24 protein-coding genes and 14 tRNA genes are annotated in these 20,606 nt (G+C 47.2%); 1 reads left to right on the top strand and 37 read right to left on the bottom strand.

Translation table 11 applies throughout. The features are described from left to right. Positions 1-12: 12 nt before the first annotated feature. The 14 genes from DW085_RS19320 to DW085_RS17385 form a co-directional block, all read right to left on the bottom strand. Positions 13-86: transfer RNA gene (locus tag DW085_RS19320), tRNA-Ile, on the bottom strand. A 1-nt stretch (position 87) separates the two neighbouring features. Next, positions 88-161, bottom strand: a tRNA-Ile gene (locus DW085_RS17440). 4 nt (positions 162-165) lie between these two features. Next, positions 166-238, bottom strand: a tRNA-Asn gene (locus DW085_RS17435). A 5-nt stretch (positions 239-243) separates the two neighbouring features. After that, positions 244-317: transfer RNA gene (locus tag DW085_RS17430), tRNA-Ile, on the bottom strand. Position 318: 1 nt separating this feature from the next. Beyond that, positions 319-391, bottom strand: a tRNA-Ala gene (locus DW085_RS17425). A 3-nt stretch (positions 392-394) separates the two neighbouring features. Continuing rightward, positions 395-467 (bottom strand) — tRNA-Thr (locus DW085_RS17420). A gap of 52 nt (positions 468-519) precedes the next feature. Beyond that, positions 520-591 (bottom strand) — tRNA-Gly (locus DW085_RS17415). A gap of 92 nt (positions 592-683) precedes the next feature. Further along, positions 684-756, bottom strand: a tRNA-Asn gene (locus DW085_RS17410). Positions 757-760: 4 nt separating this feature from the next. Then, a tRNA-Asn gene (locus DW085_RS17405) sits at positions 761-833 on the bottom strand. A 5-nt stretch (positions 834-838) separates the two neighbouring features. Then, positions 839-912, bottom strand: a tRNA-Ile gene (locus DW085_RS17400). Positions 913-926: 14 nt separating this feature from the next. Next, positions 927-997: transfer RNA gene (locus tag DW085_RS17395), tRNA-Trp, on the bottom strand. 5 nt (positions 998-1,002) lie between these two features. Next, positions 1,003-1,075 (bottom strand) — tRNA-Phe (locus DW085_RS19315). 93 nt (positions 1,076-1,168) lie between these two features. After that, the gene (locus tag DW085_RS17390; protein ID WP_118494076.1) at positions 1,169-1,351 is read right to left on the bottom strand and encodes a hypothetical protein; all 183 of its coding nucleotides are present in this window, start codon (positions 1,349-1,351) and stop codon (positions 1,169-1,171) included. A gap of 145 nt (positions 1,352-1,496) precedes the next feature. Continuing rightward, entirely contained in the window at positions 1,497-2,375 is an 879-nt protein-coding gene (locus DW085_RS17385) for a hypothetical protein (RefSeq protein WP_147353986.1), read from the bottom strand. A gap of 53 nt (positions 2,376-2,428) precedes the next feature. Between DW085_RS17385 and DW085_RS20270 the strand changes: the two genes are divergently transcribed. Then, positions 2,429-2,551, top strand: a complete 123-nt coding sequence (locus tag DW085_RS20270) for a hypothetical protein (RefSeq protein WP_284525777.1) — start codon at positions 2,429-2,431, stop codon at positions 2,549-2,551. Positions 2,552-2,722: 171 nt separating this feature from the next. Here DW085_RS20270 and DW085_RS17375 read toward each other — a convergent pair whose 3' ends face one another. The 23 genes from DW085_RS17375 to DW085_RS17270 form a co-directional block, all read right to left on the bottom strand. Further along, entirely contained in the window at positions 2,723-3,004 is a 282-nt protein-coding gene (locus DW085_RS17375; protein WP_118494067.1) for a helix-turn-helix transcriptional regulator, read from the bottom strand. Positions 3,005-3,019: 15 nt separating this feature from the next. Next, a complete protein-coding gene (locus DW085_RS17370; RefSeq protein WP_118494064.1) occupies positions 3,020-3,490 on the bottom strand; it encodes a hypothetical protein in 471 nt (156 codons plus the stop codon). A 16-nt stretch (positions 3,491-3,506) separates the two neighbouring features. Then, complete coding sequence (locus DW085_RS17365) at positions 3,507-4,034, bottom strand: hypothetical protein (protein WP_118494061.1); 528 nt, start codon at positions 4,032-4,034, stop codon at positions 3,507-3,509. A gap of 142 nt (positions 4,035-4,176) precedes the next feature. Beyond that, positions 4,177-4,848 (bottom strand): hypothetical protein, encoded by a 672-nt coding sequence (locus DW085_RS17360; protein ID WP_118494058.1) that lies wholly within the window; start codon positions 4,846-4,848, stop codon positions 4,177-4,179. A 14-nt stretch (positions 4,849-4,862) separates the two neighbouring features. After that, entirely contained in the window at positions 4,863-5,936 is a 1,074-nt protein-coding gene (locus DW085_RS17355) for a hypothetical protein (protein ID WP_118494055.1), read from the bottom strand. 69 nt (positions 5,937-6,005) lie between these two features. Next, a complete protein-coding gene (locus DW085_RS17350; RefSeq protein WP_118494052.1) occupies positions 6,006-6,233 on the bottom strand; it encodes a hypothetical protein in 228 nt (75 codons plus the stop codon). Positions 6,234-6,286: 53 nt separating this feature from the next. Continuing rightward, on the bottom strand, positions 6,287-6,508 hold the full coding sequence (locus DW085_RS17345; RefSeq protein WP_118494049.1) for a hypothetical protein: 222 nt from the start codon (positions 6,506-6,508) through the stop codon (positions 6,287-6,289). An 85-nt stretch (positions 6,509-6,593) separates the two neighbouring features. Next, positions 6,594-6,929 (bottom strand): hypothetical protein, encoded by a 336-nt coding sequence (locus tag DW085_RS17340; protein ID WP_118494046.1) that lies wholly within the window; start codon positions 6,927-6,929, stop codon positions 6,594-6,596. Between the two features lie 32 nt (positions 6,930-6,961). Continuing rightward, positions 6,962-7,957, bottom strand: coding sequence for a hypothetical protein (locus tag DW085_RS17335; protein ID WP_118494043.1), 996 nt, complete (start codon positions 7,955-7,957; stop codon positions 6,962-6,964). 237 nt (positions 7,958-8,194) lie between these two features. After that, positions 8,195-9,346, bottom strand: a complete 1,152-nt coding sequence (locus tag DW085_RS17330) for a HipA domain-containing protein (RefSeq protein ID WP_118494040.1) — start codon at positions 9,344-9,346, stop codon at positions 8,195-8,197. A gap of 203 nt (positions 9,347-9,549) precedes the next feature. Next, positions 9,550-10,359 carry a hypothetical protein gene (locus tag DW085_RS17325; protein ID WP_118494037.1) on the bottom strand — a complete coding sequence of 270 codons (810 nt, stop codon included), beginning with the start codon at positions 10,357-10,359 and terminating at the stop codon, positions 9,550-9,552. A 72-nt stretch (positions 10,360-10,431) separates the two neighbouring features. Next, positions 10,432-11,325: a DUF1653 domain-containing protein gene (locus tag DW085_RS19310; protein WP_243034082.1), complete on the bottom strand. Its 894-nt coding sequence runs from the start codon at positions 11,323-11,325 to the stop codon at positions 10,432-10,434. A 178-nt stretch (positions 11,326-11,503) separates the two neighbouring features. Next, complete coding sequence (locus DW085_RS17315; protein WP_147353985.1) at positions 11,504-12,007, bottom strand: hypothetical protein; 504 nt, start codon at positions 12,005-12,007, stop codon at positions 11,504-11,506. 146 nt (positions 12,008-12,153) lie between these two features. Continuing rightward, positions 12,154-12,762, bottom strand: a complete 609-nt coding sequence (gene lepB / locus DW085_RS17310) for a signal peptidase I (RefSeq protein WP_118494031.1) — start codon at positions 12,760-12,762, stop codon at positions 12,154-12,156. A 129-nt stretch (positions 12,763-12,891) separates the two neighbouring features. Beyond that, positions 12,892-12,962, bottom strand: a tRNA-Gly gene (locus tag DW085_RS17305). 66 nt (positions 12,963-13,028) lie between these two features. Then, a tRNA-Thr gene (locus DW085_RS17300) sits at positions 13,029-13,101 on the bottom strand. 659 nt (positions 13,102-13,760) lie between these two features. After that, complete coding sequence (locus DW085_RS17295) at positions 13,761-14,060, bottom strand: hypothetical protein (RefSeq protein ID WP_147353984.1); 300 nt, start codon at positions 14,058-14,060, stop codon at positions 13,761-13,763. 46 nt (positions 14,061-14,106) lie between these two features. Next, complete coding sequence (locus DW085_RS17290; RefSeq protein ID WP_118494025.1) at positions 14,107-14,691, bottom strand: class I SAM-dependent methyltransferase; 585 nt, start codon at positions 14,689-14,691, stop codon at positions 14,107-14,109. Between the two features lie 22 nt (positions 14,692-14,713). Continuing rightward, the gene (locus DW085_RS17285; protein WP_182430935.1) at positions 14,714-15,832 is read right to left on the bottom strand and encodes an AAA family ATPase; all 1,119 of its coding nucleotides are present in this window, start codon (positions 15,830-15,832) and stop codon (positions 14,714-14,716) included. Between the two features lie 183 nt (positions 15,833-16,015). After that, positions 16,016-16,213, bottom strand: a complete 198-nt coding sequence (locus tag DW085_RS18930) for a hypothetical protein (protein WP_147353982.1) — start codon at positions 16,211-16,213, stop codon at positions 16,016-16,018. After that, entirely contained in the window at positions 16,189-17,043 is an 855-nt protein-coding gene (locus DW085_RS17280) for a TIGR02452 family protein (RefSeq protein WP_118494020.1), read from the bottom strand. The genes DW085_RS18930 and DW085_RS17280 overlap by 25 nt, the downstream gene beginning before the upstream one ends. Before the next feature lie 242 nt (positions 17,044-17,285). After that, positions 17,286-18,956, bottom strand: a complete 1,671-nt coding sequence (locus DW085_RS17275; protein WP_118494017.1) for an LPD1 domain-containing protein — start codon at positions 18,954-18,956, stop codon at positions 17,286-17,288. Between the two features lie 195 nt (positions 18,957-19,151). Then, complete coding sequence (locus DW085_RS17270) at positions 19,152-20,576, bottom strand: DNA cytosine methyltransferase (protein WP_182430934.1); 1,425 nt, start codon at positions 20,574-20,576, stop codon at positions 19,152-19,154. Between the last annotated feature and the right edge of the window lie 30 nt (positions 20,577-20,606).

Here is a 20,606-nt window from a genome sequence, read left to right as displayed (position 1 = left end):
CGACGGGCAAACTTGCGGGGGCGGGAGTTGAACCCGCTATCACCAGAGAATGAGTCTGGTATGGTATTCCGTTCCACTCTCCTGCGATGGACATTCAGGGACTCGAACCCGGGACCGTCCGGTTATGAGCCGGATGCTCTGACCAACTGAGCTAAATGTCCGAAGCTCTTGGAACAGGGCTCGAACCTGTGACCAATCGGTTAACAGCCGATTGCTCTTCCTACTGAGCTATCCAAGAATACATTCGAATGGGTGGAATCGGACCACCGACCTTCCGCGTATCAGGCGGATGCTCTGACCAGCTGAGCTACATTCGAGTGGAATCAGCGGGAATTGAACCCGCGGCCTTCTGCTTGCAAGGCAGACGCTCTCCCAACTGAGCTATGACCCCAAAAGCCGGCGGAGGGGCTCGAACCCACAACCTGCTGATTACAAGTCAGCCGCGCTACCCGCTGCGCCACACCGGCAAATTCTAATTCATAACGATTTTACAACAAGGAAACTATTTAGGCCCTTTAGAGCGCGTAGTGGGTCACGATCCCACTCCTTCTGCTTGGAAGGCAAAAATGCTCACCATTACACCATACGCGCGTATTCCGGATTATGCTGCTGCATCGTCCGGATCCGGTAACTATTCCCGGTACAGATACAAAAAGGAAGTGCCTTTCCAAAATTGTACCAAACTCCCAGAATGGGGCTCGAACCCATGACACCGCGGTTAACAGCCGCGCGCTCTACCAACTGAGCTATCCAGGAAAAACTCTTGGAACAGGGTTCGAACCTGCGACCGATCGGTTAACAGCCGATTGCTCTACCTGCTGAGCTATCCAAGAATACATTCGAATGGGTGGAGCCAGACCGCCGGTCTTCCATATATCAGGCGGACGCTCTGACCAACTAAGCTACATTCGAGTAACCGTTATAAACAGATCAGGCAGGAATCGAACCCGCATCAGGAGTTTTGGAGACTCTTATGCTGCCATTGCACCACTGATCGATCAATGGAAAGTGTTAGGATCGAACTAACTTCTCGCGGGCTTCAACCGCGTGTGTCCACCAAGTCCACCAACTTTCCATATTTAGGGCAAAAGAAAAGCCACCTGTCAGCGAATTAGAATCTTTCCGCAAAACAGATGGCTTTTGCCATGATATCCGATTAAGCCGTATTCTACGAGGTGCCTGGTCCCGAAGAATGCCCGGAATGATCCGATAATCCTGTATCACAAGAAAGAAAACGCTGCGCCGCCCCGATATTGGCGAAATTTCCGCATGTAAAATGAAACGCTGCGCCTGTAAAGCCGCGCCAATTTGTTCCGTTTATCACATTTGTTGTTCCAATAATGGCAGTCATGATGTTTTCTCCTTCCTTCTGAATTTGCGATAAAAAAAGCCTGTACAATTCACACGATACTTCGTATGAATCGGACAGGCACTTCCTTTTCATGTGTCTACTATATCATATGGTTTTAGAAAATGCAAGCACTTTTTTGCATCAATTATGCTTTTTCGGATGAAGCCTTTAATGGCGCTCCGCAGTGCGGGCAGAGCCCTACGGTACCCGCATAATATGTACAGCCGCAGTAATCACATGTCAATATTTCAGGTGTTCCGTTAATCCGGTAAGTCTTTACGCCCTCTTTCTTCGCCTCCTGATATCTTTTGTGTGCGAAAATTATGACTAACAATCCAGCACCCAGAAACGGCAACCCAAAGATAAGCATAAAAGCAGAATTCATCACTCTCCCACCGTCTACACTAAAGCGCTTTGCTTCGAAGTATTCCAGGTATTCATTGAATGCATCCGCAGCGGCGCCTCCCACGCCTTCTCCGTCGGCTCGCGCAAATTGTTTCTGCAGGAGATCGATCAGCTTATTTTCATCCTTTTTGCTTGCGGTTTTCGACAGGTCATTGCCCCACATCGTTTCATAATGGAACTCACAAAACCCTGTCTGTGGGTTTTTATCTCCGTACCCATACACAACCAACAGATGATATTCATCATCGAAATGACAGATGTACTCATTATAAGCAAATCGCTCCATGGTGATATAATCCTGCTGCCAGGTGGCATCTTCCGTCAGCTCAACAGCCGGAATGATCCCTGTATGGTCGCGGAAATCTGTCAAACTTTGCTCCAGCGCCTCCGTTTCCTCTGTCGACAAATACCCATTCTCATCCAGGATCATGATGGATTGTTCAACACTGCCGGGTATGTTAGTTTTCTGGTATCCGATGGAAAATGAAGAGAAAAACATACATAACCCAATCAGAAAAAACGCCAAACCTGGAATAGCAAACGAGAGTCCAAAGATCACGCAGATGATGTACTGCCCCTTTGTCATCTCTTCGGAATAATGCGGGTTATCAGAATACACAATCCTCGGTCTTCTTGTACGGCTATATACGACAAAAGGGTGGCTTCCTGTGAATGGAGTATCAGAATGGCGATATGAACTTCCGCTGCCTCCCGAATGGCTTCCGCCACCGCCAGAATGACTACTTGAATGACTTCCTCCTGAGTGACTTCCTCCTCCACCTGAATGTGGCATAACGACACCTCCTTGAAATAATGTCTGGTTATAATCAGTATGTCTGATGCTTATAAAAATGACAAATGAGCAGGCAGATAAAAAGCAGGACCGAAGCCCTGCTTTTACATAACTGTTTTGTTCTGACCAGGATGTTTAAGTAGGAATCAATCGGTCCTTTCGTGACCGAGGGTTCACTCCAAGCATCCAAGTTGATACATTTTCTGCGTAAGACGCCACAACGCGGTTGCGAATGTATCGTTTTCCGATATGATAAAGGAGCGGATCAGTTCTTCTGGCACTCCCATCAAATCGGCGAATGCACGGTCAAACCGTACGGACGGCGTTCTTATTTGCCTCTCGATAACACCAATATATGTCGATGAGACCAGAAGTTCGTCTGCTACCTCTTTCGCTGAGCAGTCGCGAATCGTCCGCAATAGACGATAAATTGTGACAGGTCGTTCTACTGTCATGAAACAGTTCCCTCCTTACTCAAAATCAAATAGTTCAAGTTTTTCCTGCGGCAGATCACCGGCAAACAGCAATCGCATGTACTTTACGTATAATTCGTTCAGTGCGTCCTTCTGCAATGCCTGTTCCAGGCTGTTCATCTGCCATGGAAACTGCAACGGATGAATAATCGCTCCGGATGGATTGTCGTCAGAAAAATCATAAATGAAAAGCACACCACTATCTTCTGTCATAGCATTGCTGATGGCAGCAAGACGGTTAAACGTTCCACTGTTTTTGTCTTTTTCCTCATTCAGGTAATCAGCCAGCTTTATTTTTCCCCGTCCAAGTTCCCGGATCATTTTGTTAAATGCCGGCGGATTCAGCCGGTACATGAAATGAACAATCTGTTCATCCGTCGCACGGTTAAATACGGATGCACAATACCCGAATCCTTTCGCAGATGCGTAGCGACATGTGTCCTCTGTTTTCGCTGTACTATTTTCCATATTCTTTTTTCCTTTCTTATTTCGTAATTAACTTGGCACTGGGGCCACGGAAGCACCCAAATGACATTTCCGTACCTGTTTTGTCGTATACCGCAAGCATGTCTTCGTATGGGATATCTTCTGTCCTGCTCTTGTATCCATCGAGCCATACAACAGCAATTGTTTTCTCATCCTCGTCCACCCACAACACTGTTCCTACTTCCGGCACCTTCCTTTTATGAATGGCAGAGTACGCCATAAAGACTACTTCCGCATCCGCCTGCAGGGCCGAGCAAGGGACGACCTTAACGAAATCTTCTCCAAATTTCAGGTCCAATGTGTGGTCAGATCCAAGCCCATTGACTGTACCCCATATGCCATGATAATCCCCTTTGTAATCTATTCTGTTTCCGCAATTCAGATCGGACAGGATGCGGTCCTCCGTGGGAAATGTCTCGTTTTCCGATTCACCCGTACCAGCATCCTGATTTTTGGAACACGTTGTGCATTCCGCAATAAAAGAATAGACCTTTTCTTTTCCCGTTTCGGTTAATTCGTAAACCATTTTTCTTCTCCTTTCTCAATTTCTTTTCTCTCATGACGCTATCAGTATGGCGATACGCACATTGGCCAAATTGCGGGTTTTACGCACCAAAAAAAAGCCGCCCCAATCCGGAGCGGCTTCTAATCTTTCTTTCTGTGCTTTCTTATGCACTTTCTTTTTCGGATATTCCAGACTCAATTTGTTCCATGCATGCTTCGACACCGGCATGGTCAGGCCAGAAAAACTTATGGCTTCTGCAATAACGGATGATCTGCTGAAGTTCGGACGCATGTTCCGTCCAATACTGATAAGCAGTTTGTACGTAATCGGAACCGTTGTGATACTTAGCTTTGATTTCTTCCGTCGGGATCGTCCACCAGATCATGTCGACGGCATACATTTCAGTAACATGGCAAAAGTCGCACCAGTCTTTAAAGCAGTCGTTCACATGAAAGGCTTGCTCATTGTGCAGATAGTCGACAATCGCATCACCCAGGTAGGAAGCCGGCCAGAGCACTTCGTAATCGTCGAATATACCGCTGATATCATAAGCACAGGCTTTCTGAAGTTCATCGAATGTGCATCCCTCCTGGATATCGGCCCACACGATATGTCCTCTGTCCTGCGCCCAGCATAACTGTCCGCCGAAAGCGGTTTTCAGCATACTGGCAAAGTAGTAACAGTAACCGGCAGAAAACAGGTGATCGATCTGCTCCCCGGATTCCCCATCCCGGTCAGGAAAATTGGTGATCTCATCAATGAACTTGATCACTTTGAGATTGACCTCGCCCTGGAATTTTTCCGGATCCGTATACCAATCCAACAAATGTCCCATGCCATGGTTCCTCCCTACTGTGGCTGCTCCACGATTTTAATTCTTTCTTCGAAACCGCCGCCGTACCGAATGGTTGCTTCGTATTCGCCGACATGCAGTTCGTCGCACTCATCATCGTATTCCGCTTCTGCCTGTTTGGCGAAAAGCGCAGCTGCATCCTCATCATTCTTGACGATATCCAGCTCCACCAGACGTTCCTTTGTCCTTTTTGCAAGGGCTTCCTTCGCTTCTTCCAAGGTCATATTCTGCGGAACGAACGGCACCATGTACAGATCCAAATACTCATCGTTCCACGCAAGCAGCGCATATCGTTTCGGGTTAACCTGTTCCACATCTTCAGAGTAGGACGGTACATGTTCTGTACCGGCTTTCTGCTTCTCTTCATGGCGGATGCGGGCTACAACATAACGCTCGCTTAACGCTATCTCAGACATGGTATCCAGCGCATCATCCAATGCCTTCAGGTCATCGGCATCATTTTCGTCATCAGCCAGACAGGTTCTCAATTTATCCGCGACAGCATGAAATGTTGCCTCATCCATGTCAGTCTCCAGGATATTGGTGATGTCGCCACGGACGCGCATGATGGCGGAATTTTTGTCCAGGATATCCACTAAGGAATAGTTGACATCCATTAAGAGAGGACTGCCAGTCAGACGCTCTGCCATAATATCCAGAATACCTTCCAGATCATGATCGATCAGTTCGCTCAGATCAATCACAACATCGCCTTCCACATAAAGGCCTTCCACATAAAGGTCGGCGTCGCAACGATCCAACATTTCCATGATGGAAAGCGGTTTTTCCAGCACATCCTCACAGGATGTGTCCAGGATCTTCCAGTCATAATCGTATCCATGGACGCCGTTGATGAATGCCGTCTCCTCGTCAAACTCAAATTCGGATTCGTCCAGGTTCGCTCTGTAAACCTCTTCAAGACTCTGTTCAGATGCTGCTTCATTCGGGAATTTTTCCCAGAAGATTTTCTGAAATCTTTCCTTCATCATTTCTCTTGCTTCATGCATATCGGAAGCCTTTCCGATTACATAAGACGTTCTTTCTGCTGTTTCGATGACTACATATTTCATATTTTCTCTCCTTTGTATGTTTTGGCAAGATGATAATCCTACTGGATTTGTGCGTCCCTGCTTATCATCTTACTCCGTCAAAATATACCCATTTTCTAACATTTCCTGAATGACAGTCTGCGCATATTCATCGGTTTTCGCGTCTTCGTCGATATACTCCACTGTTTCGGCCGCTAAATCCAATTTTGCGATAACAGCACCATGCTCGGAGGTATCTCCCGCTTTCCATGCTTCGACCATGTATTTTTCTTCCTCTTCATTAAATACATCACATCGGATGTCCGTCCATTTGCTCATATTATTTTAATCTCCTTTCGCAGCTGTTCCATAGCATCAGCGCATTCCTTTTCTCATTTACTAACAATTCTTTTTGCCTTGATAACTAATTCATCATTATCGAATTTAGTAAGACCAGCATTCACAATGCTGATCGCATTTACACAACTAATATTGTATTCCTTTAAATCCTGACTAAAAATTTTCATATATAAAACTCCATTGCTAAAGAAGCATTCTTTATCTTTTAAATCTTCAAAAGCAATCTCGTTTTCTTTTTTATATTCTATAATCATGTTATTTTCTCCATTCTGAAGTTGAAACTCTTGTCTTAACAACGAGTAAAACGCAATTTACGTGCAACCACTTATTGCGATTCATCTAAATCTCCCTTCGCAGCTTCACCATAGCATCAGCGCATGCCTTTTCTAATTCATCAATCTGCTTCTGAATTGTGATGATCTGATGGTTTTTTCTGCTAATCTCTCGCTGGATCCAAACAATCTGGCTCTTATTTTGATTGATTCTCTGAAGATCCCACATGAGATTGTAAATCCCAAGATCGTGAAGACGCTGGAGTGCAGCTTGATAATCGATTCGATCATCACAGCCGCATTCACTTTCATCGTTAAACGCGCAATGTTTGCATGGATCTTTCGGGAAACCCTTTTCGATGAGTTTTAGCTTTTCTTCTGCCAATTCTGCCTTACTCTCCATAATTTGCTCTCCTTTTGCGTCCTGTATTCGACTCACTCGATTTCATCCAGCGAGCATCCGTTATGTCTCATTTCCCTTGGGATGATTTCTTCCGGATACGCTCCGATCACAACACCGTCCGGGAATTCGATATTCCACATAGGCAATACAGACAAATCGGAATCTTCCGTTGAGCATCGGCTAATAACCTGAAAACTCTGTCCGATTCTTTCTGCATAATCACCGTGAGATGTCCAGAACTTTTTTGCAAATCCCTCCTGCTCATAGCAGTCAAAACAGTCTTTCACAAATGCCTTTTCCATTTCCTCTGGCATTTTGCTTCGATCCTCTGGATATTTTGCTTCAATCTGCTCCCATGTGATACCGATATTCCCCTTAGCGAGTACCAGTGGTTTACCGCAATACGGGCAATAGGAAAACTCTGCCGCAAGGGTCCCATCAAACTGTTTGTCTGTGTGCGGGGGCTGATACATCCCGTCTGCGTTTTCTTTCCACACACAGGCATCTGCTGTGGCTGTGTTTTCTTTTTTCTGCTTTTCAGGAGAATGTTTTATCTCCTGCAGCACGGTGATGCCTTTGGTATGCGGCAGTGCTTCATACTGCATACGTGGGAATTTTTCAATGCGAAGCACAACGCTGTCATCCCAAGTAACACTCGGGCAACGCGCTGATCCACCGCTCGCGTTGAATTCGCCCTTCACAACACATACATTTGGCGCTGTGACGACTGAGCTGTCTCGCGAGTATCGCGTAGCCAGTGGTATCACGCCGAGCATAAGAGAATTCCCCTTGTAGGAATAAGGGCAATCTTCCAAGTCAGCCAGAATGGTAAGGCTATCTTCCTCGCCATCATAAGTGCCGTAGCATTTCAAGCAAAGCTCGCGCAGGACATCCTCATTGTTTTCCGGGAAAACCCAGTACGGTTTCGACCAGGACCCACCAATTGTTTTTGCTTTGTCAATGAATTCCCGGTTATAATCCGCCTTAACGAAAATTTTACCGGAGTCGCGCTTCAATTCTTTAATCATCTTTACTTCCTCCTATTTCTTATGATTTTTTTATTACGTTTTCAGTATGGCAACAAACCACTCTACTTTCCGAAGAAAATTTTGCCCACCAGCCGATCGCGCTTAGGCCGGGCGGCATATGGAAGGTGGAGAGTGGCAATTGATCGCAATCCGTCAGAATCCTGCACGAAAGAAAGTTACTCATCCAAAGAAAAAACCTCACAGAAAAATCTGTGAGGTTGTATTTTGCGTGGAAAATCAGTCCGTATCCGAGTTCTGAAATTCCAATAACATATCCTTTTTTAGCTCGAAGCACCGTGCGATCTGTGCCGCTCTCTCTACCGGCACCCCGCACGCCATATAAAACTCCGCCGTTTTCCGCTCATCCGGAAGTCGCGATACGTCCACGGCTTTTTGGTCACGGACGAGGCAAAGATTCTCCGCCTGGGAATGGCATAGTCCATGAACGCCGATGTTCATAAGATGATGTTTGGTCTTTGAAACCGGATCATCGTATAGCATTGAGGTTCCGGAATCGAAGATTGGCGCAAGTGTCAGAAACCGGAGTGTATCCGGATCCCTTAAGATTCCAAAATTTTCCCAATGCCTGTCTGTATTCGTTATCAGGAAATCCGTGAGGATCATGTAATCCATAAAATGAACAACGTAATTATGATCCAGCCCATTGGCGATGCATGTGTCAATGTATTCCTGATAGGCCTCCTGCGGCGTTTTTGCCTGTCCGCAAATCCCTCCGGTTACATAATAGGCGGAAACCAGTTCATGGCTCTCATCTGTAAAATACCTGCAGCTGCAGGATTCACAGGTTCCGTGCTCATCAAAACACAATGTGTACTTCGTGTATTCTGCAAACCCAAGCCTCTCGTGGATCACGGAAGCAAATGCCTCATTGATATTCTGGAGGCTAAAAGCGATTCCTGGTGCTCCATTCTTAACGAGATGCCAGCTGCCCTGCCTGTATACATTATATTTTTCGAGAGAGCCGGTCAGGGCGGAATCATTCTGGATCGTTCTGTACGTGGGACCGCGGGACGTAAAAAACGGAATCCTGGCGCCGTCCGGGTGCTGGTATAAACTAATTTCTTCCCATGTTATCCCCTTTAAGCTCTCCGGACAGATCCAGTAAGAATCTGACGGGCTGAGCGCCAGATTCTGTAGCAGATACTCCAGCGCGGTTTTGCAACCTGTTTCCAGCAAGATTCTTGACAGATCCGGACGTCCCTCCGGGATTGCTCGGTTTTGTATCCATTCAGCAAGATTCTTCGGCCCATTTCCAAGGATTGGCATATATTCCGGGCTGGCAATTTCCAGGGAATACAGGTCCCCGTCCTCGTCCATGGCAAAGAAAGCCACATCTCTGTTACGATGCTTCAGGATATATTTTGTCATGTCGCATTCCTTCTTTCTCACCATTTTGTTTTCGCGTATTGTACCATAGTGCTATGCAAATCACAATCCTCATTCCCTGACAAAAAAGAGCCTGTCCAATGACTCAAGGCAGACTCTTTGCATAATAAGCATTATGACAATCTGGTTAATTCTTTCGCGTAACTACTTATATATGCCATTTTCAGGACGCATATACAGCAAGATCAATATACAGCAAGATCATCGTTCTCAAATTTATTCCGGAAAAGAGTTTTGTATTCCTGAAGGCCATCTTTTGTCAGACGGGCCTCAAAGTCCTCGATCCCGAAACAGTCCTCAGCAGTAAACATATAGACTGCTACCGTATAGCCTTTTTTAGTCATCCAGTACGCTGTCTTGCTATTAAATGCGTTTTTGATCGGGGTGGCTACGTAATCTCCATCAATGACTTGTCTGAGGTCATACTTCACAGAACGTCGCGCTAATTCCGGCTCAAAACTGGACAACTCCAGTTCGCAAAATTCTGCGCATTCTTCCTGCGTAAGGACGACACCAAAATAGGCGATCCGATCTTCGGTTGTCTCCCAGATCCGGTATTTTGTTTTTAACGGCTCTACCAGCCAGCTGTGCTGCCGCCAGCAGCCGTCCTTCGACAATGCATATCCGGTTGCGATACGCATGCGAAGCTGATGCTTTGCCCAGAACGCACACGCATTATAATGGCACTGGCTTGGAAAGCCCTTGGCGTGGTGGATACCTTCACCATAAAAGTACTGTCCGCGTTCCATGATAGCATCATAATGTGCATCTGTCAGATCCATACAGGCAATATTTCCGCCAAATTCCAACAGCCGGTCACGCAGTTTTACCATTTTGTTCATAGCAGTCTGCTCTTTGGGGGTGGATCCAACTGGATGTTTCTGGTACCACCATTTCCCCATTTCTTCAAGGCGCTTGCCCCAGTCTTCATCCATTTTGTCCCACGCCAATGGCACTTTCGGCATCTCTTCTGCTCGTTTAATTTCTTTTATCATTCGTCCATATCCTCCTTATTTTCGCTCGATGATGTACTCTCCCGCTGTTCTGCCATCGCACGCACTACAACACTACAACGATGGACAATTTTTCGTCCGTTTGGCGGAAGGTGCGAAATCAGCGTCAATATCCGGCGTGCCAATGCGTTCTGGCGCCAGAAAACGTTCAAAAACAGAATTTGTCATCTCGGGCGTCACGTATCCAGCAGCATACTTCTTAAAATGCTGGATCAATGCCAGTGTCGACATTTCACTCATCGCAGCATCCATAGCTTGTTCCAATTCTTCTCTTGATTTCCCCTCTGTGGAAATACCAAGAAAATCGGAAATAGCATCATTCCCTGCAGCTATCACTGCGGTTTTGAGGCGTTCGCATGCGATTTCCAGTTCTTCCGTGAATGTGTCCCGCTCTGCGATGCTTCCGCGAACGCATACCACCACTTTATCAGAGATTGTATCAACGATTGCGTAATGCATATCCGTCATGCCAGGATCCCCAGTCAGACGTTCTGACATCAGATCAAGGACTTCATCATCATCCAGCACACCTTCAAAAAGCGTTTTCCTATCCATAAGAATGTTGCCTTTTAAAATTCCTACCTCATCGCACAGCGTCCACTGTGTTTCAAGCGGCATGGGATTTGCCCAATACGTCTTATTCTGCGAATTCTTAGGTGTCAGGTTATTGCTGATACTTTCGCCATCCATGCGTTCGAACTGGAATTTCTGCTTTACTTCCGGATATTTTTCATGGTCCACCTCAGATAAAAATGATGATAATGATCGAACCCATACGAAAGTCGGGTCATCAAAGTTTTTGTAAGTAACCATGGGGTCCCAGGTTTCGCCGTGTATGGCAATATCGCTCACAATATATACTCCGCCTTTAAAATAACGGTAGCGAAATCCGACCATTGCTTCCTTCATGCTCTGGATTTTCTGTTGCATCTCCATTTTCTTATCCATATTTTTGTTTCCTCCTATTTCTTATGATTTATGATTACAGTTCCAGTATGGCAATTGGTCGTGCTGTTTTTATGCAAAAATTTTTTGCGGATAACACTTTTTGGTCATATCATACGAATAACAAGCAAAAAAGAGGATGCGCATCTGCACATCCCCTTAAGATAGTTTTTTTGTCGGCTTAGAATTCGGATTTTAACACTTTCCGCAGTTGCGCGACTGCCGCAGCATAGCGTTCGTCGAAAATTCTGTCTCCTGTTTTTGTTGAGATTCCTTTGTTTGCGACATCCAGCATGATCTCCAGTTCCATCTGCATCCCCTTCGCATCTTCTCCGGCTTCCAGGCGGTTTAAGATATTTCCTTCCGCATAGTTTGCCAGTGCTTTCATATATTCGCGAATGGATGGAAGTCTTCCGATCGCCAGAACGTTCACCGTATTCACAAATCTCTGAATACCAATGCTGAGCACGTTTTCTTCTTTCTTTGCAGTCTGCTCAACCGCATCGTTTTTAATTCCCCATACAGATTCCAGTTTTGAGCAAATACTTCCAATGGAATATCCGTGACCAAAAGGGCCACGATCATCATCACTGCCAGAATTTTTTGCACAGCATTTAATACCCGAGTTCGCATATTTCCAAACAATCTCCTTTCGAACTGTCCATACTGTGACAGTATGCCTCATAATTCCGAGAGCTGCCGCAAGCACGCCATCGAAAAATAAAAATAGTTTTTGACAAGGCGAATGCACCTTAGGAAGCTTCGCGCCTGCATCGCGGTGACCAAAAAGTGTTATCCGCAAAAAAAGAACGGAGTCAGCAAACCTCCGCCCTATTTCTGTCCCGTACTGTATTTTGGTGTCTGAAATACCGTTATATCATTTAACGGCCAGTAGCAGAATGTTGCTTTTGCAATCATATCCTCTCCGGAGACCAGTTTATGGCTCCAGTACCTGGCATCCAGGGAGTGGTTCCGGTTATCTCCCATGCAGAAATACGACCCTTCCGGAATCGTGATGGATAAGTCTTCAAAGGCAGTGTCACAGTACATGCGCTCTGCCAGATATGGTTCTTCCAGTTTAACGCCATTGATGCAGACGTTGGCAAATTCCGTATCTCCATCCCGTTCAAATGACAGCCGGTCCCCTGGCATTCCGATGATGCGTTTGATCAGGTAATGACCGGATCCATCCGGGTCCGGAAAGATCACGATATCGCCACGCTCATAGTTCTTTAAAAACCGCATGCCGATGATCCGGTCTCCGGGCTCAATCGTATTCTCCATCGATCCGGTCGGAACAACCGCATTCGCGATGATACAGTTTGTAAGAAGCAGCATGAGCAAAAAGGTAATGACCACGGTCTTCAAAAGGGAAAGGGTATCCGCAATACCATTTTTAAACCCGTTCTCTTTTTCTTCGATATTTTCAGTTTCCAGCATAAATAATCCTCCAGTAATATAATCTGTGCCAGGTTTTGACAGCCCGGGCTGCTGTTACGGTTTCGCATAAGCAAGGAAAAGGAGGATGACAGCATCCCCCGGCAGATATTCTGATATTGCAAAGCAGAAAGCGGGATACGGGAGTCGAACCCGCCTTTTCAGCTTGGGAAGCTGACGTACTGCCGATATACGAATCCTGCATCAGATCGGGACAAGCGCCTGATAACCGAAAAATGCCTCCGTGCTGTATGCGTTTCCCGAAATAAAGCCTCAAGGCGGATTCGAACCGCCGACCTACTGATTACGAATCAGTTGCGCTGCCGGCTGCGCTATTGAGGCTTACAAATAAAGGGTAATCGCAATTAGTGGTTGAAAATCATGTTCATGAGGGAACGTTGATACATGTGGTTTCCTCAATGACTGGTTGAAAAACATTGTTCCAGGGCACTAAATTCTGCGGACGCAGGTTGAAAATCCGTAGCGAATGAGATTAAGTACCGCTTCCTGAACGAACACGTAGAGCGCATCCCTGTCATGCTGTCTAATAAGAATGACCTTGCAATGATTGAGATCTACAACTTGGAATGTTCGCACAGACGGAAATCTGAGCCTCATCCTATAGCGTAGGGCAACGCTTGCGTTTGTCGCGTTTCAACCACTTATTGAGGAAAGAGGTTTGCTCACATCTCTTGCGTTTCAACCAGAAAGGAGATATCCATCATGTCTATCAACGCATTGGCTTCAACCACTTATTTCAGATAGCCCAAATAAAACAAAAGTTCGCGCTGCACCATTTGAGTCCTAACGGACCGTCTTGCTGAGACCGCGAAATTTTTTGGACGCTAACAGTATGTCGCATTGTTTGAAGCGGCATATTTTTTGCGGATAACACTTTTTGGTCATTTATGCGTAATTTTAGATGGTGTTCCCCGGGAACACCCAACTGTTTTATTTTTATTAAAAAAAGAGGCATCGCATTTGCAATGCCCCTTCGGGAATTATTTTGTGAAAATTTCCATAAGTTCAAAAGCTTCTTTTGGAAATCCGGTATATTTTTCTGTTACCCTATCCAGGATCTCTTCCTGAGTTCCCTTAAGTGTGCCAAGCCAGACTTTCGGCCAGCCATTTGCGGCAATCGTCAGATCGTCAATTTCCCACCACGAAACGCGGTCACTTTCGTAATCAATGAAGCCACCACCATCTCGCGGATACAATGGTTCTTCGGTTGTGAGAAGTTCCATATTTCTGACAAATTCCTGCTTCAAAAATACATTATAAATCCCCTGCTGCATTTCCATTTTCTTCTCCATCTTTTCATTTCCTCCTATTGCTTATGATTATATTTTAGCACAGCGCACTGCCGGTTTTTGCCTGTCGTTCAGCCCAGCACCGATTGAACCGGTTTGGACTTACAGCTTTCGGCTTCAAATAATGGGCGAATTTTCGCTTTAGCGGCAACATCTCTTCCTGATACGTATGACTATCCAGCCATGGCCAAATGTCCATATAAATGGTGTCGTACTGTACTCCGCGTTGCGGTTTCCAAAGGAATACGTCCGCCTGGATGATTTTGACCTTTTCGTTTAACGGAAGCTGTGTAGCAACCATATCGATCACTTCCTGATTTTTTTCGATCACGGTAATACTATGTACCTCCGGATTATCCTGGATAGCCAGGATAATAAGGCCGATACCAAGACCGCCGATCAGCACATCTCCATGCGCATGAGTGCAGAAATTCATATTTGTCCAGCGTTCCATGTGGGTATTGGACATCACGATTTGACCATTATGGCATAATCGCACATAGTTGCCAGGAGCGATCCCGTTTTTGAAAGCGTATAAATCTCCCGGCTTGATCTGGAAATGTTCCAGTTTCCATTCGCCAACTTGTTTGTCCTTTAGAATTTCTCCCATGTTCTGATACATGATTGATCCTCCATAATTTTGTTCAGTGATCATCCTGCGGAAGGACTTGTGTGTAAAAACCCTTATTCGGAACTCCATATTCATTGGACAGCCAGTCTGATGCTGCGTTCTCTAAGCTCCATATGTCGAGGCGCCCCGTCTTATTCCGGTAATCCCTGTCAAGGAACCGATCTGCCACAATGATCTCCTTAGGCAGCTTCGATGCATCTGCCTTGGAAGTTGCATTGCCATTACCGGTATCCCAGTCGATATCAGAAAGCCGAAGACGCAGGTATTTCCTGCGGATCTCGCTCTTATCTGCTCGCACGGCTTCCAAAAACAGGCTGTAAATCCTACACGCAACCGCCTCTACAGTGAGGTTCCCGGTATCAATAGACGCATCCGCCTGTATGGTCCGGAATACTTCCTCATCCAATTCCAACCGGTCTTTAATCTCTTCCTCCGAAGAGCCGCGTTCGCGCATCCTGGCCTCCCGGATCTCTTTTGGTGCGGTCAGCTTGATACATAACATCGGACGGTCGCGATACCGCTCCCTTAACGTCTGATATCCTTCCGGATGCACGATATAAAGATCGGATGCGTTTAACAGCGCTCTTGTTGCACAATAGCGGTATCCACGATATTCGAGATATGCCATCATCTCATCCTTCGGGATCTGATCAAACGCCTCTTCGGCAATAAAGGTATGCCCACTTTCCTGTTTGCTGCGTGCAGGTCTTGTGGTGTAGGATTCGGCCTCCTTCAGTCCGTACCGCTTTTCAAGCCGTCTGGCTGTTCTTGTTTTCCCGGTTCCGGATTTCCCGACCAAGACGATCAGCGGCGTCGTCGATGCCCAGAGTGCTCGCAGTCTGTCAACGATACATCCAGTCTCATCAGGATCATATCCGTAACCAATCATCAGGTTCTTCTGCAGGGTTGTATACGGAAATACTTCACTCTCATTCTGGTAAGTTCCTTCCCGGAGTTCCTCCTCGATCGCGTTCAAAAGGTTCGCATCCGGCTCGTCTGACATCAACTCATCCACCACCCATTGTAATTCGCCGGTGACGGATTCCGGATAAGACTCCTTTCCAAACGCCATCCGCAGGAAGAAATACCCCATCGATGAAAGCGCCTGCTGTTTCGTGTCTGTTTTTCCCATATTTTTCTCCTTTCTCGTTTCCTTTTCATAAGGCATTTTCATGTTCAGTATGCGGACAGTGAACTTAAAAAAGGACGCCAAATTCCATGGCGTCCTTCTGGATAAAATTTCCTATAACCTTGTCCCAACCTGCGTGGCCGGCACGATAAAAGCTGGTCATGACCGGGCTTTGCGCCAGGACACTCACACGGAGAGCCGCGTCCACTCGTTGTCTACATATTGCCAGGCAGTCGGATTATACGCGTACCGTTCCTTCTGGAATACCTCGCGGTACCGGGTCATCATCTGCTCCCGGTCCTGGAAAAACTCCTCGTGGGAAAGATTCCCCTTATCTGGTCCGCTTAACTGATAAAATCTCAATTTATACCCATATTGCAACATTTGCTTTCCTCCTTTGTCCTTTCCTGGTGTGTGGCCATTGGATAAACCGAAGCCATGATCTCATAGCTTGGATGATCCAACACAGCAAACACAACACGTTTAAATGTTCCCCGGAAAGTGCATTCCAACTGGTCACGGAAGATCTCGGCAACCTCCTTCACATCATTTCCAAAAACGCCGCATCCAAACGCGCCAAGGATCAGGGTATCTTCCTGATTTACATCCGCCGTATGCAACACTGCCGCGATCCGGTCTTCCATGGCAAGCTTGCAAAGGTCGTCCGGCACCTTCTGATAGGTCTGTGCCGCCTTCTTATTCGGCGCAGCACAGGTAATAATGGAGGCTTTCGTCTCCACGCCGCCCTGCCAGAATGGGACATCCGGTGTATAGAGCATGTCGGATAAATAGAGGGCCTTATTTAAGTTTCCCTTGTGGCGGTCATAAAACAGGCTGCGCACCCTGTCGGAGCATAAGACCGGATACAGAATGGACGCATGGCATAAGCTCTCCTCCTGGGCCATGGAGCCATCGGTAAACATGCCGCCTGGATTCTTATAGGAGGCGAAGTTTAACGCACAGACGCGTGCTCCTCTTTCTGTCTCGCGGATAATGGCGTCGACCGTGGAACACTGCATGACTTCGATTTCTGTTTTCTCAAATTTCACCTGGCCTTCCGGCGTCACGCTTGGTGCTGGCATCAGGACGGTTGCTTCAGACAGTGCCTGGATTTCTTTCTCTCGGTTCTTTGATGCCCAGCGGATCACCTGCTGCGCATGCGCTTTGTTCTGCTCTTTCTTTTCAAAATAATTCAGCTTTTTTGGTTCACTCATGTTTTCTTCCTTCCTCTCTGTTTCTTATATATTGCTTATATATTGGAACACTTACAGTATGCGGATGTGCACGAGATCAGTTAGAGGGTTTTTGTATGGAATTTGGCAGCATCTTTCGCACAGAAAAAAACGGGCTCTTTCGATTTCCGAAAAGGCCCGTTCCATGACTGTCCCATCACTCATGCCGCCGGAAAGAATAATCTTCTTTCTTCCCGGCGGCACATCTTCTCATGCAGAACGCATTACTGCGCCTGTATCTCCTCAAATAATTTGTCAAACAGTCCATTCAGACGTTCCCGTTCCCTGCCGCAGGGGTATGCCCTGTATGTCATACCGTCATCGGCTACAAGCGTAAAGGAATCCGCGTTGGACGTCAGGTAATCATTCCTCCATCCGCGCTCCGCCAACCGGTCTGCCATGTAACAATCAAAGGCACGCGCGAACATCTCGCACCGGCTTGACCAATAACCATGCCCGCTTTTGCGGTACACTTTGTCGAATTTACAGGAAGCTGTGTAAAAATCCGTGATCGTCCGGTCTTCCTTCCGGAGCATGGCATTCATCAGGTCACAAAAGACGGACGGATACAGACCGGATTTATGAGTCCCGCTTGCAAACGTTTCCTCATCATTGACCTGTGCAGCTAAAAAGTAGTCGAATGCGTGACCCCATTCATGAGCCAGACACCCAGCTCCGTGCATCTTGGTCAGATTGATGACCTCCAGGATCGGCTCGAAATGGGCGGATGCGGCGGACTGTCCGCCGCGGCCCCTGGAACCGAACGCGATGCTTAATTTCCCGTTAAAGATAACATCCGACGGAGAAAGTCCGAGGACCTTTGCCAGGTCGCTTAACGCTTCATAGGCCATGTTTAAATGCTGCTGGCGGTCATTGCCGGAAAGCCAGTTTCCGAACTCTCCACCATGCACCGGGAACATAGCCAAAAACTGTTCCGGGGATACATTTTCATCCGGTTTCAGGATTTCTTCTCCGGTCCGGGTAAAGTGGGAAAGCTCTGCCATCTTAAATACTGCCTTCTGATTTCTGGATGCAGCCTTCTTTTTCGCCGGCTCACTGGATCCTGATTCGCAGGCAGCTGTCGCCAGCTCGTCGACCTTTTCCATGGCGGACGCTTCATCCGGAAGTCCGTATGCCTCGATGTGTCTCGTTTCGGTATTGACGACAAACCAGGTGTCAGGCTCCCAGGTCTTTGCATATTCCTCTGCCTGTTCCGGATAAAAATAGACACTGGAGCATCCGTACTTGACGGTCAGACGCATCTTTCCGTCACGCCCGAACGGCTCAAAGAATACGTGCTTTTTGTCGTACAGGCATGTGGTCAGCTTATTTTTGCAGATTTCGTATTCCTTGCGCTCCTTCGGGACGCCGAAGACAACGTAGTCTTTCTTTCGCTGTTTATAATACAGCTCGCCCGGGAAGGGTGCCGCATGCAAGAACTTATTCGAGATAATACCTTTCATCCCCTCCGGCACATCGACATAACGTCCGGTCTTGGGAATGACATACCCATTCGGCACGACCTTCTCGTGGTAAAAGTTTTTTGCGTCTTCTCCGGTACGAACATTCATGACCAGGTCCCGGAGTTCGCTCACCACACGGACATATCTGGTCTCTTTGTCCTGTCCGGAAAGGGACCCTGCGTTTGCCGGCAGGGATTTTCGGATCTCGTTCTGCCAGTATCGGACGGCTTTTTCCACGTTCCCTTCCAAAAGGAGCGAAGCCCAGTCCGGTTTCGGCCAGACGTTATCCTTGGTCACGTATTTTTTCGTTTCCTGGTCGGTCATATCCAAAAGATCCTCCAAGGACATGCCTCTGCCCTTCCACTGATCCTTTCTGGCACCCCCGATCTTCTTTCCAAAATCCGCAAGTTTCGTGTTTTTCTTTTCTTCCATTTTTTCTTCCTCTCTTCCTTATGATTAAATATGAACACTTTCAGTATGTGGTTCCGGGCACTCGCGAAACCCGCGATTTTCCAGCACATTCCGGATAATAGCAGGAAACCACGCCAGGACACCGCTCGCAAAAAAGACACCGCAGGCTGCGGTGTCTTGAAGATCTGTTACACTTTTTCTTTGTTTAATCTGCCATCACGGCCGGCTCCCGAAAAGCCCTGCCAGGATGTTTTTACAGAACCTTGCGATCGCGGCAGTCACACCGTTTGCGACCTGCTGCTGCATCGAATTTAAGGACCCGGAAAAAGCGAAATGCTTATCAAGCCCCTGCAAGGCTGCTGCTTCTGATACGGTCAGGATCCGGTCCCATTCTGCGGAATCCGTCCACTTTGGAGGACTTAATAAAAACTTCCTCCAGTTCGCGATGGAAATGGATGGCCGGTTCCGGTCCACCCTTCGGTACATGTTGGAATGGACGCTTTTGGTCCAGTATTTTTCCGGCAAATCGTGCCAGTTACCGCCCTCCGGAATCATGGAGATCTTCTTCCGTACCCATTCACTGGATACGGTCACATCTGAAAAATTCGGCCAGTCCGGCTTAACACGGGAAAGTGCTTCCCCGGCTGTTCGTACCGGACGTATCTTAACATCCGGAATAACGGGGGTTGCACCCTTGTTCCCGATTAAGACAGCTCGTTTCCTTTTTGTATATCCGCCAAGATCGCAGTCCGTGATAACTTTCGCAGATACGGAATAATCCGGCAGTATCGTTTGAATAAGATTCATGTAATGCCCCATCGCCGCGGACAAAAGTCCCGGCACGTTTTCGATTAAGAATGCCCGGACACCGCTCTCCCTGACGAGCCGCAGGTAATGCGCGAACATATCCCCCTCCGGATGCAGGCTGCCCCTGGAATCCTCATGCCGGTTCGCATTGCTGAACGGCTGGCACGGAGGCCCGCCGATGATGATATCAGCCTTTGGGAGATCCTGTCCGGAAAGCGTGCGGATGTCACATTCCGCAATCTGCGACCCGATGTTATGCCGATACGTACCGACCGCGTCATGATCGTATTCTGCTGCATACACAATCTCAAACCGCGGATCCTTGGTAAATTCGTGATCCAGCATCCCCGCACCGGAAAACAGGGAAATTACCCTTAAGACGTCAGGTACCTGTTTCCTTAAAACCAGATCTTCCCACGGCTCTGTCTGCGGCATGTGCCCACAGATATGGTTTATGGCCGTATTCTCATTTCCTGCCGCCATCAGAAGTTCCGGCATCAGATTCAGGTAGCAGATCTTTGCCCGCCTGTCATTCTCTGCCTTCTGGTGGATAGCAACTAAAATACACTCTTCCTTGAATTCGATCTCCATATGATCGGAAGCTGATACCAATTCCAGGATATCACGGCTTCGCAGATCGATGAGAGATTTGATCCGAAGCCCGGAACGTTTTCTGGATACTGTGTTTCCCCCGTCCTTAGACGGCAGGATCATGATTCGCCCCGCATCTTTATCGATCACATACCGGTAACGGCTGCCCGGTGCGAATGTCCCGTTTTCGCTGATGAACGAAAACGTCAGTCCTCGTTTACTTCCCTTGATTTTCTTTTCCACATTTTTTCTCCTTTGTACTCCATTTCTGAT

This window comes from Clostridium sp. AF50-3 (assembly GCF_003477445.1).
GTDB classification, from domain to species: Bacteria; Bacillota; Clostridia; order Lachnospirales; family Lachnospiraceae; genus Otoolea; species Otoolea fessa.
The sequence above is the reverse complement of the archived record's forward strand: the minus strand, read 5'-3'. Positions and strand labels throughout refer to the sequence as shown.

Excerpts from the sequence above, each read along its gene's own strand:
- DW085_RS17390 (WP_118494076.1), bottom strand. The coding sequence starts at position 1,351 with ATGACTGCCATTATTGGAACAACAAATGTGATAAACGGAACAAATTGG.
- DW085_RS20270 (WP_284525777.1), top strand. The coding sequence starts at position 2,429 with ATGGAGTATCAGAATGGCGATATGAACTTCCGCTGCCTCCCGAATGGC.
- DW085_RS17375 (WP_118494067.1), bottom strand. The coding sequence starts at position 3,004 with ATGACAGTAGAACGACCTGTCACAATTTATCGTCTATTGCGGACGATT.
- DW085_RS17370 (WP_118494064.1), bottom strand. The coding sequence starts at position 3,490 with ATGGAAAATAGTACAGCGAAAACAGAGGACACATGTCGCTACGCATCT.
- DW085_RS17365 (WP_118494061.1), bottom strand. The coding sequence starts at position 4,034 with ATGGTTTACGAATTAACCGAAACGGGAAAAGAAAAGGTCTATTCTTTT.
- DW085_RS17360 (WP_118494058.1), bottom strand. The coding sequence starts at position 4,848 with ATGGGACATTTGTTGGATTGGTATACGGATCCGGAAAAATTCCAGGGC.
- DW085_RS17355 (WP_118494055.1), bottom strand. The coding sequence starts at position 5,936 with ATGAAATATGTAGTCATCGAAACAGCAGAAAGAACGTCTTATGTAATC.
- DW085_RS17350 (WP_118494052.1), bottom strand. The coding sequence starts at position 6,233 with ATGAGCAAATGGACGGACATCCGATGTGATGTATTTAATGAAGAGGAA.
- DW085_RS17345 (WP_118494049.1), bottom strand. The coding sequence starts at position 6,508 with ATGATTATAGAATATAAAAAAGAAAACGAGATTGCTTTTGAAGATTTA.
- DW085_RS17340 (WP_118494046.1), bottom strand. The coding sequence starts at position 6,929 with ATGGAGAGTAAGGCAGAATTGGCAGAAGAAAAGCTAAAACTCATCGAA.
- DW085_RS17335 (WP_118494043.1), bottom strand. The coding sequence starts at position 7,957 with ATGATTAAAGAATTGAAGCGCGACTCCGGTAAAATTTTCGTTAAGGCG.
- DW085_RS17330 (WP_118494040.1), bottom strand. The coding sequence starts at position 9,346 with ATGACAAAATATATCCTGAAGCATCGTAACAGAGATGTGGCTTTCTTT.
- DW085_RS17325 (WP_118494037.1), bottom strand. The coding sequence starts at position 10,359 with ATGATAAAAGAAATTAAACGAGCAGAAGAGATGCCGAAAGTGCCATTG.
- DW085_RS19310 (WP_243034082.1), bottom strand. The coding sequence starts at position 11,325 with ATGGATAAGAAAATGGAGATGCAACAGAAAATCCAGAGCATGAAGGAA.
- DW085_RS17315 (WP_147353985.1), bottom strand. The coding sequence starts at position 12,007 with ATGAGGCATACTGTCACAGTATGGACAGTTCGAAAGGAGATTGTTTGG.
- lepB (WP_118494031.1), bottom strand. The coding sequence starts at position 12,762 with ATGCTGGAAACTGAAAATATCGAAGAAAAAGAGAACGGGTTTAAAAAT.
- DW085_RS17295 (WP_147353984.1), bottom strand. The coding sequence starts at position 14,060 with ATGGAAATGCAGCAGGGGATTTATAATGTATTTTTGAAGCAGGAATTT.
- DW085_RS17290 (WP_118494025.1), bottom strand. The coding sequence starts at position 14,691 with ATGTATCAGAACATGGGAGAAATTCTAAAGGACAAACAAGTTGGCGAA.
- DW085_RS17285 (WP_182430935.1), bottom strand. The coding sequence starts at position 15,832 with ATGGGAAAAACAGACACGAAACAGCAGGCGCTTTCATCGATGGGGTAT.
- DW085_RS18930 (WP_147353982.1), bottom strand. The coding sequence starts at position 16,213 with ATGTTGCAATATGGGTATAAATTGAGATTTTATCAGTTAAGCGGACCA.
- DW085_RS17280 (WP_118494020.1), bottom strand. The coding sequence starts at position 17,043 with ATGAGTGAACCAAAAAAGCTGAATTATTTTGAAAAGAAAGAGCAGAAC.
- DW085_RS17275 (WP_118494017.1), bottom strand. The coding sequence starts at position 18,956 with ATGGAAGAAAAGAAAAACACGAAACTTGCGGATTTTGGAAAGAAGATC.